17 protein-coding genes are annotated in these 12060 nt (G+C 39.7%); 14 read left to right on the forward strand and 3 right to left on the reverse strand.

Annotated features, from left to right (window positions below; translation table 11 throughout):
- Positions 1 to 3 precede the first annotated feature (3 nt).
- From ACOAOT_RS23960 to ACOAOT_RS23990, 7 genes are all read left to right on the forward strand, one after another.
- On the forward strand, positions 4 to 2277 hold the full coding sequence (locus ACOAOT_RS23960; protein ID WP_420219234.1) for a hypothetical protein: 2274 nt from the start codon (positions 4 to 6) through the stop codon (positions 2275 to 2277).
- 13 nt (positions 2278 to 2290) lie between these two features.
- Positions 2291 to 2743 carry a hypothetical protein gene (locus ACOAOT_RS23965; protein ID WP_420219235.1) on the forward strand — a complete coding sequence of 151 codons (453 nt, stop codon included), beginning with the start codon at positions 2291 to 2293 and terminating at the stop codon, positions 2741 to 2743.
- 3 nt (positions 2744 to 2746) lie between these two features.
- Positions 2747 to 2887, forward strand: a complete 141-nt coding sequence (locus ACOAOT_RS23970; protein ID WP_420219236.1) for an XkdX family protein — start codon at positions 2747 to 2749, stop codon at positions 2885 to 2887.
- Between the two features lie 11 nt (positions 2888 to 2898).
- Positions 2899 to 3246 (forward strand): hypothetical protein, encoded by a 348-nt coding sequence (locus ACOAOT_RS23975; protein ID WP_420219237.1) that lies wholly within the window; start codon positions 2899 to 2901, stop codon positions 3244 to 3246.
- The gene (locus tag ACOAOT_RS23980) at positions 3243 to 3443 is read left to right on the forward strand and encodes a holin (protein ID WP_420219238.1); all 201 of its coding nucleotides are present in this window, start codon (positions 3243 to 3245) and stop codon (positions 3441 to 3443) included. Before ACOAOT_RS23975 ends, ACOAOT_RS23980 begins: the two co-directional genes overlap by 4 nt.
- Before the next feature lie 94 nt (positions 3444 to 3537).
- The gene (locus tag ACOAOT_RS23985; RefSeq protein ID WP_420219239.1) at positions 3538 to 4410 is read left to right on the forward strand and encodes a CHAP domain-containing protein; all 873 of its coding nucleotides are present in this window, start codon (positions 3538 to 3540) and stop codon (positions 4408 to 4410) included.
- A gap of 106 nt (positions 4411 to 4516) precedes the next feature.
- The gene (locus tag ACOAOT_RS23990) at positions 4517 to 4687 is read left to right on the forward strand and encodes a hypothetical protein (protein WP_420219240.1); all 171 of its coding nucleotides are present in this window, start codon (positions 4517 to 4519) and stop codon (positions 4685 to 4687) included.
- Positions 4688 to 4711: 24 nt separating this feature from the next.
- On the opposite strand, the gene ACOAOT_RS23995 is transcribed toward ACOAOT_RS23990, so the two are convergent.
- Entirely contained in the window at positions 4712 to 4891 is a 180-nt protein-coding gene (locus ACOAOT_RS23995; protein WP_420219241.1) for a hypothetical protein, read from the reverse strand.
- Positions 4892 to 5035: 144 nt separating this feature from the next.
- Between ACOAOT_RS23995 and ACOAOT_RS24000 the strand changes: the two genes are divergently transcribed.
- The 6 genes from ACOAOT_RS24000 to ACOAOT_RS24025 all read left to right on the forward strand — a co-directional run bounded on the left by ACOAOT_RS24000 (position 5036) and on the right by ACOAOT_RS24025 (position 9780).
- Entirely contained in the window at positions 5036 to 5827 is a 792-nt protein-coding gene (locus ACOAOT_RS24000; protein WP_420219242.1) for a LytR/AlgR family response regulator transcription factor, read from the forward strand.
- 474 nt (positions 5828 to 6301) lie between these two features.
- Positions 6302 to 6505 (forward strand): cold-shock protein, encoded by a 204-nt coding sequence (locus ACOAOT_RS24005; protein ID WP_104439191.1) that lies wholly within the window; start codon positions 6302 to 6304, stop codon positions 6503 to 6505.
- A gap of 202 nt (positions 6506 to 6707) precedes the next feature.
- Complete coding sequence (locus ACOAOT_RS24010) at positions 6708 to 7148, forward strand: potassium channel family protein (RefSeq protein WP_420219243.1); 441 nt, start codon at positions 6708 to 6710, stop codon at positions 7146 to 7148.
- Positions 7145 to 7543: a potassium channel family protein gene (locus ACOAOT_RS24015; RefSeq protein ID WP_420219244.1), complete on the forward strand. Its 399-nt coding sequence runs from the start codon at positions 7145 to 7147 to the stop codon at positions 7541 to 7543. Before ACOAOT_RS24010 ends, ACOAOT_RS24015 begins: the two co-directional genes overlap by 4 nt.
- A 121-nt stretch (positions 7544 to 7664) precedes the next feature.
- The gene (locus ACOAOT_RS24020; protein WP_420219245.1) at positions 7665 to 9101 is read left to right on the forward strand and encodes a sensor histidine kinase; all 1437 of its coding nucleotides are present in this window, start codon (positions 7665 to 7667) and stop codon (positions 9099 to 9101) included.
- Complete coding sequence (locus ACOAOT_RS24025) at positions 9091 to 9780, forward strand: response regulator (protein ID WP_420219246.1); 690 nt, start codon at positions 9091 to 9093, stop codon at positions 9778 to 9780. Before ACOAOT_RS24020 ends, ACOAOT_RS24025 begins: the two co-directional genes overlap by 11 nt.
- A 96-nt stretch (positions 9781 to 9876) precedes the next feature.
- On the opposite strand, the gene ACOAOT_RS24030 is transcribed toward ACOAOT_RS24025, so the two are convergent.
- Complete coding sequence (locus tag ACOAOT_RS24030; RefSeq protein ID WP_420219247.1) at positions 9877 to 10491, reverse strand: cytidylate kinase-like family protein; 615 nt, start codon at positions 10489 to 10491, stop codon at positions 9877 to 9879.
- A 178-nt stretch (positions 10492 to 10669) separates the two neighbouring features.
- Here ACOAOT_RS24030 and ACOAOT_RS24035 point away from each other — a divergent pair, with 178 nt between their 5' ends.
- A complete protein-coding gene (locus ACOAOT_RS24035; RefSeq protein WP_420219248.1) occupies positions 10670 to 11224 on the forward strand; it encodes a polysaccharide deacetylase family protein in 555 nt (184 codons plus the stop codon).
- 13 nt (positions 11225 to 11237) lie between these two features.
- On the opposite strand, the gene ACOAOT_RS24040 is transcribed toward ACOAOT_RS24035, so the two are convergent.
- Positions 11238 to 12017 (reverse strand): flavodoxin family protein, encoded by a 780-nt coding sequence (locus tag ACOAOT_RS24040; RefSeq protein WP_420219249.1) that lies wholly within the window; start codon positions 12015 to 12017, stop codon positions 11238 to 11240.
- Positions 12018 to 12060: the final 43 nt, after the last annotated feature.

The following is a 12060-nucleotide window of genomic DNA, read 5'->3' on the forward strand; positions in this document are numbered from 1 at the left end:
CGAATGTTTAATAAAGCTGTTATTACTGCTAAGGGTCTGACGCTTGATGCAAAAGTCTCAGCAGGACAGACTAATGCAGTATTTACTGCAATAAAGCTTGGAAATGGCACATATAGCGGGACAGAGGATTTAAGTGCTTCCATTACTTTGAAATCCATTAAACAGACTTTTGGAATAAGCAGTATTGCGGTAATAGAAAATAATACTGTGAGACTGCGATCCGTAATAGACAATCTCGGTGTCGAAGAGGGATATTACATAAGTGAAGTTGGAATTTATGCGCAAGATCCTGACTACGGCGAAATTTTGTATAGTATAGCCACCGGGGTAAAAAACAAAATGGATTATCAACCTTCAGAGACAGAGTTAGAAGGAGCGACAAGTACATTTGACACTTATACTACAATTTCTAATTCAGAGAATGCTTCGATATCATTGGGAACCGGTGCAATGGCATCAGCAGAGGATGTGGAGGAATTAAGAAATGGAAAGGTGGATATAACTGGCGGGAATATCTCAGAAACCGTCATTGAAACTCTGGAACCAATAGAGGACAAATATCCGGTCCCGGCTGCAGGGGAGAGTGTTAAGCGTTTTTTCGGGAAAGTGCTGACGTTTATTAAAAACATAAAACCTCTTACCAGTGATATCATTCTTTACGTATCCGCAAATACGGGATCTGATATAACAGGTGATGGTAGCGAATTGAATCCATATGCCACAGTGACAAAAACATTGAGTGTAATACCTAGAAATCTGGGTGGATTTATTGCAACAGTGAATATCTCTGGAGGAACATACGTTGAAGCTGTTACGGTTAGTAATTTTACAAATGGTCAGGTTGCTTTCGAACTTGATGGAAATATTACATTGACGAGTCTTTATATAACAAATGCCAATTTAATTTGCAAAACAACGGGTTCAACTTATGAGTTAACTCTTTCATGGTTATCTCTTATAACACAGGCCAACCTAAATTCTTGGGGAGCAGTCAATTGGCATATTACCGGATACAATATAGTTGCATCTATGAATGTATCAATTAATGTAGAGCGCATATCCAGTTTATATGCATCTGGCATAATATTGTTGGATGGGAATACTGGAGTTGCGGTTAATATGTCTTCTCATTCGAGTGCATATTTTGGAACATTACGCGGTACTGGTTTTGCTGTAGGATTTAATACATGGAGTGATTCTATTGTAAACTGTGCCATAAATGGATTAAGTGCAACTCAAATGAATGCTACGTACAATGGTGGAATTGTCGTTAAGTCCAGTGGAGCCGTTATTGGTACACTACAGAGTGATGTCACATACTATGTTGCAACAACGGGTTCTGACTTGACTGGTAACGGAACTTCAGGGAACCCATATAAGACAATACAACATGCGATTGATATATTACCAAAGGATTTGAATGGGTGCACCGCAACTGTGAATGTCATTGCTGGTACATATGCTGAAGATGTACTCATTCAAGCATTTCGTGGTGGATCACTTAATTTATATAGTGATACAAAAGATACGTTGACAGGAACTTGTTATGTAAAGTCTATTACAGTATCAAAATGTGGTCTAGGATATTTTAGATTAAATGGTTTCAATTTGACAACTACAAGTAAAGAAGCCATAAATGTGAATGGAAGTTACAACGTACATCTTCAATATCTCCAATCAACAGTAAGTGCGCCCAGCTATACAGGTATACAATGTAATGAATCATTTTGTAGTACTGGCAACTGTAAAATCTCAAATAGAAATCATGCGATAAGCTTTAGTAATTGTAAGGGCGTAAGTGCTTACTGGAATGCCGGATCTACGGGCAACGTTGTTGGTATATCTAGCTACAATGGTGCGAATGTTCATATGATTGGCGCGCAACCTTCGGGTACAACTCAACGGACACAGGGTACTGGCGGATCGTTCATGTTTGAGAATGGTACCCAAATAACGGGTATAATATCAACGGGTTTAACTTGTACTTGGGCAAGTTTGTCTGGTGGATATGTTAGACACGGAAATCTACAAGGTATCTCAATGGTTACTGTATCTTTAGCAGTATCGCCTACAGTAGCATTGTCCGCATATACTATATACAGAGTATACGGATTCCCTTCACCTGCTGTTGGTAATATATGTGTGTCATATAGTTCACAAAGTGTACCAGTAAACTGTTATATGGAATCTGATGGTTCGATTGTATTTCAACCATCAGTCAATGTACCTCTTCCATCTGGATTTTTATTCAGTGTAACATACTTAACAAACTCATAAAGGAGGACTTAATATGAATCATGAAACGATCAAAGTAGGCGAAGTAACCTACAACATTGCAAACGGCAGTTGCAGTCTCCACCTGTCTGACGGTGGGATGGCATCAGTAGCCATTATTATCGGAACAAATATAATCAATGATATACATAAAAATCTTTCTGCCAACAGTACCATCACAAAATATACAACTGATGGTGTAGAAGAGTGGCAGCGGAGTGATCTGGTCTACACTGGGGAAGTGAAATTGAAAAATGACTTCCCGGTGGGGATTGAACAGCAACAGACCGGAACTGATGATGAAGGAAATCCAGTATTCAGCAATGTGGAAGCAACGGCTGATGTGGTAATTGTAGAATACAGGACCCCAAATATTCAGGACAAGGTAAGAGAGCAGGAGCAGCAGATCAATGACTTAAATGCCCAGGTAGCCTACCTGCAGATGATGTCCACCCCTAAGGAGGTATAGACCATGAGTAAGAACTATGAAAAGGTAAAACGGTTTTATAATACGAATGCCTGGCCGTTAAACTGGGTGCAGGATGCAGTAGACCGCTGGATCACAGCGGCCGAGTACCTGGAGATCACAGGGAAAGAATATGAGAAAGAGTGAGGTTTGGTAGAGTGAGTGAAATCATAAACTACATAGACATGAAATGGGTGGAGTGGCTATTTTTAGCCATATCCGCCTTTTTAGCTTGGAGCTACCGAAAACTGGCAAAGAAACAGGCAGAGGAAAGCGCTAAAAGCAAGGCTTTGCATGATGGCATACAAGCGTTGCTTCGAGATCGTATCATTGGTGCGTATAACCATTATCAGGATAAGGGATTCTGCCCAATTTATGGGAAAGAAAATGTCAAACGAATGTATGACGCCTACCATGCCCTGGGCGGTAATGATGTTGCTACAGGGTTGAAGGATAAATTAATGTTAATGCCGGAAGAACCGGCGGAAAGAGAGGAAAGATTATGAACAAAGAATATTTATTAAAATGGGGTAAAGCTGCAGGAGTGAGGGCGATAAAAACTATGGCACAGACGGCCATTGCTACAATAGGAACAACAGCGGCAATGTCAGAAGTTAACTGGGTTTTGGTAGCTTCCACAGCTGGACTGGCAGGCGTTATGTCATTGCTTACATCAATAGCCGGATTACCTGAATTAAAATAATCTGTTGCAATCATCGCAACGGTTGTAATGCCACAACTTTATGGACCTGGGATTATCCTAGGTCCATTTTTCTGTTGAAAGGAAGGAAATAAACATGAGTAATGCAGTAAATGACTTAATCAATAAGGCTAAAGCCTGGACAGGATATCTGGAAAAGAAGAGCAACGCCAACTTGGATGACTTTACGGCCAATGCAGGAAGTAATAACTTTACCTGCTTTGCCAGGGATTATAAGACCCATACCGGATACGATCTACAGGGACAGCCTTGGTGTGCTATGTTTGTATCAGAGGGATTTGTGCAGATGTTTGGACTGGACAAGGCTAAAAAGCTTTTGGCCAGCAAACTGTTCCATTATTGTCCTACGGGTGTAAATCAGTTTGAAGCAGCTGGCAGATGGTATACCTCTCCTGAGCCTGGGGATGTGATTTTCTTTACAAATGGCACACGGGCATATCATACCGGTATTGTAACCGAGGTAACGTCTACCAAGGTAAAAACAATAGAGGGTAATACTTCTGGAGCCAGTGGTGTGATCGAGAATGGCGGGGGAGTCTGTCAGAAGTCCTATAGCTTATCCTATGAAAGGATTATGGGATATGGTCGGCCAGATTGGAGCATTGTTCTGACAGAGGAGAAGAAATCCGGATGGAAAGAAGAGGACGGCGGATGGCGTTTTTACAATGGCGATACAGGGGAATGCGTGCGGAATGCTTGGCATGAGGATAAAGAAAAGAACCTCTGGTACTGGTTTGACGGTGCTGGTGTGATGGTCACAAATACCTGGTACAAATATAACGGTGTTTGGTATTACCTGGGTCCGGACGGGGTTATGTGCACTTCTCAGCTTGTCGAAAACTCCGGTAAGATCTATGCGGTAGACCGTGACGGAAAAATGATAACAGAGTCGGTGACGCTAACACCTGATCAGGATGGGGCGCTGCAGTATCCGGAATTGGCACAGTAAAATATTAAGGCGGGTATCAAGTTATCAATACTCGCCTTAAAAATACTTTCCATATTTGAGCCATCGTGGTATTATAGTAATGTAGAGTGGCAGAAAGGATGGCCACATGAATATAAATGATAATACACTTAAAGCAATCAATGTAATTCCTTATAATGGAAAATCAATAAATCTTAATGATCTGTGCATATCGCACACAAATTTCAAACCTGGACAAATTTTAGAAGCTGCTATCTACGGTAATATGATAGTAATTACACCTGCAGAAGTAAAATAATAATAAATAGTGCCGCTCTACATATTAATGCTTTTTATAGTACTGTTCGTACCATCGTGGCTGTCTAAAATACTGAGGGATACTTTCAGTACCTGGTTTTCGGTAAAATCCACAACATTCATTATTTGAATTACATTCCTGTTCCACTGGATCATAGTGTGGACATTTATTAATATCTGGGGCAAGTTCACATTTTGCTTTCATTTTTACACCTCCTGATAATATTATAAGAACATATGTTCTGAAAGTCAAAGCTTTAATGTCAGCTTACATATGGAAAATATTACCATAATTTAAGTTGTAATTTACATGGTAGTATTTAAGCAACAGCAATGAGGAGGGCAGCATATGATACCTATATATATCTGTGAGGATTCAGAAGATGAACTGAAAGGGTTACAGAGATTAATAAATAAAATAATAATCGATACTGAATTACAAGATGAATTAGAGATAGTTTGTGCAACGCCAGATCCATATGAAATTCTGAATAAGATTAAGGATTCCATGCAAACTGGAATTTATTTTTTAGATGTTGATCTAGGACCAGGTATAATGAATGGTATTCAACTTGGGATAAATATTAAAACATTAGATTCTGCAGCGTACATAGTAATGGTCACTACTCATGGAGAAGCAGCTCCTTTGACATTTAAGTATAAAATCGGAGCAAAAGACTATATATTAAAAGAAAAACAGGATGAAGTTAAGACAAGAGTCATGGAGTGCATTCTGCAGGCACATACCGAATTGTCTGATTTTAATAAAAACAAGTACAGGATTTTAACACTAATGCAAGATTATACGATGCTTTCAATGTTTCAAAATCAAGTTTATTGTTTTGAAGTAATAGCAAAAACTCAAAGAAAGATAAGAGTATATGAACAATGCAATATGAGGGAAGTTTCCTCCACATTGCAAGAAATAAAAAAGCAATTAGATAATACCTTTTTTCAGTGCCACAAATCTTACATAATAAATATGGAACATGTAATGAGTATAAATCATGAGCAAAGACAAGTTGTATTAGATAACGGAAAAGAAGTGCCAGTATCTTTTAGAAATCTAAAAAAAATCGAATCGTTTTTCCAAGAGTTTTGTGTCGCGAAAGCAATTGCTATTAACAGGACTGTACAATAAGCATTTATGATTATGTAAACAAACAAACGGCGGTTGCATCCGCCATTTGTTTGACATGAATTTGACTTTTTTTTGACTTTCAGACAGTCAGTTATAGGCACTGATACATAGTGATAGATAGTGCGAAAAAAGTACGCTTTTATGCGGGTATAGGCGAAAAATGACGTAAATAGGTGAGATGCAAAAACAGCAAAAATAGTTTACTTTAAAGTAATTAAAATTTCGTCTATAACAGAACAGGGTCCATATCTCTTGAAACAGAGATTGGACCCTGTTTTTAATATGGGGGAATATTAGTTTTGGCTTGACATTTTTGCGTTTTCGGGGTAGAATGTACGTGTAATATCGAATGGAGTTATGATTTCACATATTTTTGTAAGTCATTATTTTCGGATGATGGTTTACAAAAATATGTGATTTTTTGTTTCATCGATATATCAAATTATTTTTTATTTATTATAGGAGGTACACGTTATGAACAACGGTACAGTAAAATGGTTTAATGGTGCTAAGGGATATGGTTTCATCGTTAATGATGCAACAGGCGAGGAAGTATTCGTACACTTCTCCGGAATCGTTTCTGATGGTTACAAGACTCTTGAAGAGGGCCAGAAGGTAACTTATGAAACAACAGAAGGAAATCGCGGTCTGCAGGCAGTTAATGTTTGCCTGGCTTAATTAGATCTTAGCTGACATAAGCCTTTTAAGGGCTGTCCCCATTTTAATGGAAGGGCAGCCCTTTTTGCATGGAAAGAATTATTTTGTTCTTTATAAAATCTTTATATCTGGTTCCATATCCCCACTATCATTTTTATGAGTATATTTTGTAAAATAGGGTTGAAAATGAGTATGAACTGACAGAAGGGAAGGATGACCTGATATGCTGTTTCAAAAAATAAAGACAATTATTATTGTTGGAGCCGGAGAGTTTGGTATCGGACTGGCTGACCGGCTTTCGACACGTAATACCAGAATAATAGTGATTGATTTGACAGAGGAAGCATTTTGCAGACTGCCTGGTGCATTTTCCGGTGACCAGGTATTAGGAGATGGTACTGATGCAGAATTGCTAAAAAAAATAGGCATCAGCCAGGCTCAGATTTTTGTTGCTGCCACTGGTGATGATAATGTGAATCTGATGGCAGCTCAGATTGCAGAAAGAATATTTCATGTACCGGAAGTATTTTTAAGATTGAATGACAGGAGCAAGGAGAAGCTGATTCAGGAGTATCATATGAAGCCCATCTATCCATTTGCTCTCTCAGCCGATGAATTTGACCGCCTTACAGAGAAATTATATGAGGAGGTATCTGCATCATGAAAATTGGAATAGCAGGTGGGAAAGAGGAAGCAGATTACCTGGTTGGGTTACTAATGAAAGACAAACACAGGATAATTGTAATAAATGACGACAGAACATACTGCGAGCATCTTGCTGCTGAGTATGATAAAGTTTCGGTTGTTTATGGTAATCCAGGAAGCGAAGAAGTATTAAGCGACGCAGGCATCAAAGGAGCAGATGCGATGATTGCATTAAGTGGCAAAGATGCGGATAACCTGGAAGTATGTCAGATGGCAAAACAGATGTTCTCCGTAAAGAAAACCGTCTGCATGGTAAAAAATCCGGCAAATGTGGAGATTTTTAAAGAACTTGGAATTGATCAGGTCATCAGCCCCGCTCATATTCTGGCGCAGTATATCAGACAGTCATCATGATGAAGGATTGAAGAATTACCCGGTTTGTGCTATGTTAAAAGAAATAAAACGGGAAGGAAGCAGCTGATCATTCATGGAGATGAAAAAAAGGATCTTTATCAGGTTCGGGAAATTAGGAAATATGGGAAAGATAGCAGTGATCTGGGGGTTATCCACATTACTTGCCATTGTTTTGAGCCATATAGGCGTAAGGGCTGAAAATCTGCTTTTGATATATGTGGTAGGTGTAATCATTTGCAGTGTGGAAACCAGAAGTATGCTTTGGAGTATTTCATCTTCCATTGTTTTTGTTTTTACGTTTAATTATCTTTTAACCTCTCCCAGATTCACTTTTCAGGTAGATGATCCCAACTATATAATCTCTTTGCTGATTTTTATTATTGTTGCCTTTATCGCGGCCTCATTAACCGATAAGCTGCAAAAGCAGATGAATCTGGACCGGGAACGGGCGGAGATTCTGCTTAAGCTAAATACCATAGGAAGTGGTTTCCTGAATCTTTCCGGCCGGCAGGCGGTGGTTTCCTACAGTATGAAGAGCCTTCATAATCTGACTGGAAAAAAAACAGAACTATTACTCAAAATGAAAGACGAGAGATTCTCCGACCAGGCAGCTGAGTGGTGCTTTCGAAATTCTACGGTGTGCGGCTATGGAGAAGCTCAGTTTGGAGACAGTTCCTGTCTCTATGTACCAATCTGCAGTCTGAGTAAGACGTATGGCGTCATTATCTTTTGGTGCAGTGAGGGAGGGCTTACAAAAGAAGAGCGTATGTATGTGGAAATGGTGATTTCCCAGATTACTCTTGTATTGGAGCGGGAGCGGTTAAATGAGGAAAAAGAGGAATCAGGACTTCAAATTGAACGGGAAAGACTGAAAAGCACGTTACTGAGGAGCATTTCCCATGATTTGAGGACTCCTCTGACCGGTATTGCAGGCAACTCCAATTTCCTTTATGAGAATTATGATCTGGTAGATGAAGAGAGTGCCAAAAGCATGCTGCTTGATATCAGTACTGAATCGGAGTGGCTTAATTCCATGGTTGAGAATCTGTTAAATATGACCAGGATTCAGGAAGGAAAGCTGGAAATACGAAAAAAAAGAGAAGTTGTGGATGATCTGATATCGGGTGCAGCCGCACTGGTTTCCAAACGACTGGGGGACCATACATTAAAGACAATAACACCACCAGAGATAGAACTTTTAAGTGTAGATGCCAGACTATTTACCCAGGTGCTGGTAAATCTGATTGATAACGGGATCCGCCATTCAGGGGATAACACGGTTATTACCGTATCAGCAGGAGCAGAAGGCAGGTACATGGTATTTAGGGTAAGTGACAATGGAACAGGCATTCCAGAGGATAAGCTGGACCATATATTTGACAGCTTTTTTACGGCTGCTTACCGGGAAGGGGACCGTCAGAGGGGAGCTGGTCTTGGGCTTGCTATATGTAAGGCAATTATAGAGGCTCATGGCGGTAGAATTTTAATTGACCAGAACTGGAAAAAAGGAGCAGCTTTTCGAATTGAGATGCCTATGGAGGAGACCTATGATCAATGATATCAGCGTTCTTGTGATCGAGGATGACAAGAGCATTCAGAATTTTATCAGAATTACCCTGAAAAGCAAGGGATACAACTCTGTCTTTGCAGATGACGGTCTTACTGGAATTTCTTACTTTTATGCCAATAATCCGAATATTATACTTCTGGATCTTGGTCTGCCGGATATTGACGGCATGGAGGTTTTATCCCAGATCAGGAAGGAGTCTGATATTCCCATTATAGTCGTATCTGCACGGGGGATGGAGCAGGAAAAGGTAGCTGCTCTTGACGAGGGGGCAGATGATTATCTGACCAAACCTTTTCATGCAGGCGAACTGCTGGCCCGCATCCGAGTGGCGTTAAGGCACAAAAGCGGTATGATGAAGCAGGAAGCGGCTTTTGAGCTGGATGGATTTTATATGGATTTTGAAAAGAGAAGATTAATTGTCAGAGGGGAAGAGGTCCACGTTACTCCTATTGAATATAAAATGCTGAAACTGCTGGTTTTAAATGCAGGGAAAGTTTTAACACACCACTCCATTCAGAATGAGATCTGGGGATATGATACGAATGATGATTACCAGTCCATACGTGTTTTTATGGCAAACATCAGAAGGAAAATTGAAGAGGACTCCGCCAATCCACGTTTTATTATAACTGAAGTGGGAGTAGGGTATCGGTTTACTGAAAATTAAAACAGGCAGGAATCAGAAAAAGTACAGGGCTTTTCTGGTTTCTGCCTGCTTTTGTTCTGTAGTTGTTCTGTAGATTAATTTAAGTGGGATTATGTATTAGCTTTTGGGATCGGATAATAAGGAGTCGGCGTAGAGGTGTTTGATTGTGTCAATTGTTTGTGGAATTCCAAGCTTGCTGATGTTAAACAGAATCTGATGGGATTCAATACTTCCCCAGCTCCGGTCTGTATATGTTTCGTAATACTGTCTGCGGCGGTGATCCATTTTTTTTATGGAAGCCTCCGCTTCTTTTTTTGAGATGTTATAGCGCTTCATAATGCGTTCTGTGCGGTCTTTTTGTGATGCGTAGACAAATATATTCATGCACTTGGGATATTCCCGTAAAACATAATCCGCACACCTTCCTACAAATATACACGGCCCTTTTTGAGCCAGACTTTCTATGATTTTACATTGTGTTTCGAACGTGCTGTCATTTAATGGTACTCTTCTTGGGGCAAAACCGTTATAACGGTAGGATGAAAGAAATGAGTTAAATACTGATTCATCTACTGCTTCCACAGTTATTTCTGATAAACCCAGCTTATCCGCTGCCATCTCCACCAGATCCCGGTCATACATGGGAATCCCCAGTTCCTCAGATAATCTGAAGGCGATTTCGTGCCCTCCACTTCCAAACTGTCTGCCGATTGCAATGATCTTGTGATCCATTTAAATCCGCTCCTTCCACTTAGGGATTGTACACAATATTTGAATATATATTTCTAATAACTTAATTATAACGCATTTTGGAGGGAAAAGATAGAAAAAAACAGAAATATTCTGGTTGTATTTTAGCTTCAAAGCCCATAGATTGATTAATAAAAGCAGAAAGCCGGCTTGTAAGTTTATGAAAATCAGATGGAAATTGGCCTGTCTGTTGGCGGTCATTGTACTTGATATCGTCTTTGCGGGGGCGTTGTTTTATAATTATAGAGAGACGAAAAATACGTTGTTTCTGCCAGCAGATGCCGGAGGAGAAGCAAAGGATGAAGTTCGGGAACAATTTTCCGGCAGTAAGCAGATTGCACTGACGTTTGATGACGGCCCTCATTCTGTTTATACGCCCCTGCTTTTAGATGGCCTTCGTAAACGGGGTGTCCATGCTACCTTTTTCCTGTTGGGAGAAAATGTGAAGGGCAAGGAAGCCATTGTAAAGCAGATGCAGGAAGACGGGCATCTGATCGGAAACCACGGATACAGCCACGTTCAGATGAGCAGAGAGGCCGTAGCCAATGCCTGCGAACAGATTGAAGAAAACAATCGGCAGATCGAAGCGATTACTGGAGTCAGACCCCAGTACCTCCGGCCGCCCTATGGATCGTGGAATGAGGAACTGGAGTGCACAACCAATATGACAGTGGTACTGTGGGATGTGGATACGTTGCATAGAGATGGAAAATGAAAAAAGGCATGATTTAGTTAATTAATATATTTTTTCCATTCATCATTTTTTTCATCACATGTTTTAAAAATCCAGAGTAAATTTGTCTGGAAAGCCCTATTTTTTTACTTGTATAATAATTTTTTTCCAGCCAGCCGCGTTCCAGCCAATAATTATATTCCACATTTTTCTTCTGAGCTGATTTGATGGCTTTACACTGCATCGCCCGGAACATTGCCAGTTGATATAAAGAGGGTTGACTTTCTTTTTTATTTTTGCATATTTTATCTACCAGTCTGTCAATTTTGCTCTGCACATTCATTTTATATTTTTCATCAGATGATAGAGAAGACCCACAAACGCCTACCACACCTGCAATATCAAATCCCCAGCCGATTGCCGTCATTTTCATATAACTCAGTGTTTCTTTTAAACCAGAACCGCCTGTGGAAGAAAGAAGGATTGCCTTTTTACCGAAAAAACGTGGTCTATGGAACATAAAGGAAAAATTATCATAAAAATTCTTCATTAATGCAGTAACATGCTGTTCGTAAACCGGACAGGCAAAAATCACGATATCGCTGTCTGTCATTTTTTCAAGTAACAAACCGGTAACCTGATTATGGGGGCAATACTGTTCTCCTTTGGTATAACATAAGAGACAGCTTTTACAAAATCCTAAATCTAAATCTCTGAGAAATACATAGTCTATCTGTGTTTCACTGATTCTGTTAAAGCTGCTTTCCAGCATTTTAATTGTTTTAAAACAATCACCGTTTTTTCTGGGGCTTCCAATAATGGCTGTAATTTTCATGATTTTTCCTCCAAAATATTCTTTGCATCAATTATGTTACAAC

Origin of the sequence: Lacrimispora struthionigena, from assembly GCF_048627165.1 — a bacterium.
Classification (GTDB): Bacteria; Bacillota; Clostridia; order Lachnospirales; family Lachnospiraceae; genus Lacrimispora.

What these genes read in the sequence shown, in the direction of transcription:
- ACOAOT_RS23960 (WP_420219234.1), top strand. Translation starts at nt 4, where the DNA reads ATGTTTAATAAAGCTGTTATTACTGCTAAGGGTCTGACGCTTGATGCA.
- ACOAOT_RS23965 (WP_420219235.1), top strand. Translation starts at nt 2,291, where the DNA reads ATGAATCATGAAACGATCAAAGTAGGCGAAGTAACCTACAACATTGCA.
- ACOAOT_RS23970 (WP_420219236.1), top strand. Translation starts at nt 2,747, where the DNA reads ATGAGTAAGAACTATGAAAAGGTAAAACGGTTTTATAATACGAATGCC.
- ACOAOT_RS23980 (WP_420219238.1), top strand. Translation starts at nt 3,243, where the DNA reads ATGAACAAAGAATATTTATTAAAATGGGGTAAAGCTGCAGGAGTGAGG.
- ACOAOT_RS23985 (WP_420219239.1), top strand. Translation starts at nt 3,538, where the DNA reads ATGAGTAATGCAGTAAATGACTTAATCAATAAGGCTAAAGCCTGGACA.
- ACOAOT_RS23990 (WP_420219240.1), top strand. Translation starts at nt 4,517, where the DNA reads ATGAATATAAATGATAATACACTTAAAGCAATCAATGTAATTCCTTAT.
- ACOAOT_RS23995 (WP_420219241.1), bottom strand. Translation starts at nt 4,891, where the DNA reads ATGAAAGCAAAATGTGAACTTGCCCCAGATATTAATAAATGTCCACAC.
- ACOAOT_RS24000 (WP_420219242.1), top strand. Translation starts at nt 5,036, where the DNA reads ATGATACCTATATATATCTGTGAGGATTCAGAAGATGAACTGAAAGGG.
- ACOAOT_RS24005 (WP_104439191.1), top strand. Translation starts at nt 6,302, where the DNA reads ATGAACAACGGTACAGTAAAATGGTTTAATGGTGCTAAGGGATATGGT.
- ACOAOT_RS24010 (WP_420219243.1), top strand. Translation starts at nt 6,708, where the DNA reads ATGCTGTTTCAAAAAATAAAGACAATTATTATTGTTGGAGCCGGAGAG.
- ACOAOT_RS24015 (WP_420219244.1), top strand. Translation starts at nt 7,145, where the DNA reads ATGAAAATTGGAATAGCAGGTGGGAAAGAGGAAGCAGATTACCTGGTT.
- ACOAOT_RS24020 (WP_420219245.1), top strand. Translation starts at nt 7,665, where the DNA reads ATGGGAAAGATAGCAGTGATCTGGGGGTTATCCACATTACTTGCCATT.
- ACOAOT_RS24025 (WP_420219246.1), top strand. Translation starts at nt 9,091, where the DNA reads ATGATCAATGATATCAGCGTTCTTGTGATCGAGGATGACAAGAGCATT.
- ACOAOT_RS24030 (WP_420219247.1), bottom strand. Translation starts at nt 10,491, where the DNA reads ATGGATCACAAGATCATTGCAATCGGCAGACAGTTTGGAAGTGGAGGG.
- ACOAOT_RS24035 (WP_420219248.1), top strand. Translation starts at nt 10,670, where the DNA reads ATGAAAATCAGATGGAAATTGGCCTGTCTGTTGGCGGTCATTGTACTT.
- ACOAOT_RS24040 (WP_420219249.1), bottom strand. Translation starts at nt 12,017, where the DNA reads ATGAAAATTACAGCCATTATTGGAAGCCCCAGAAAAAACGGTGATTGT.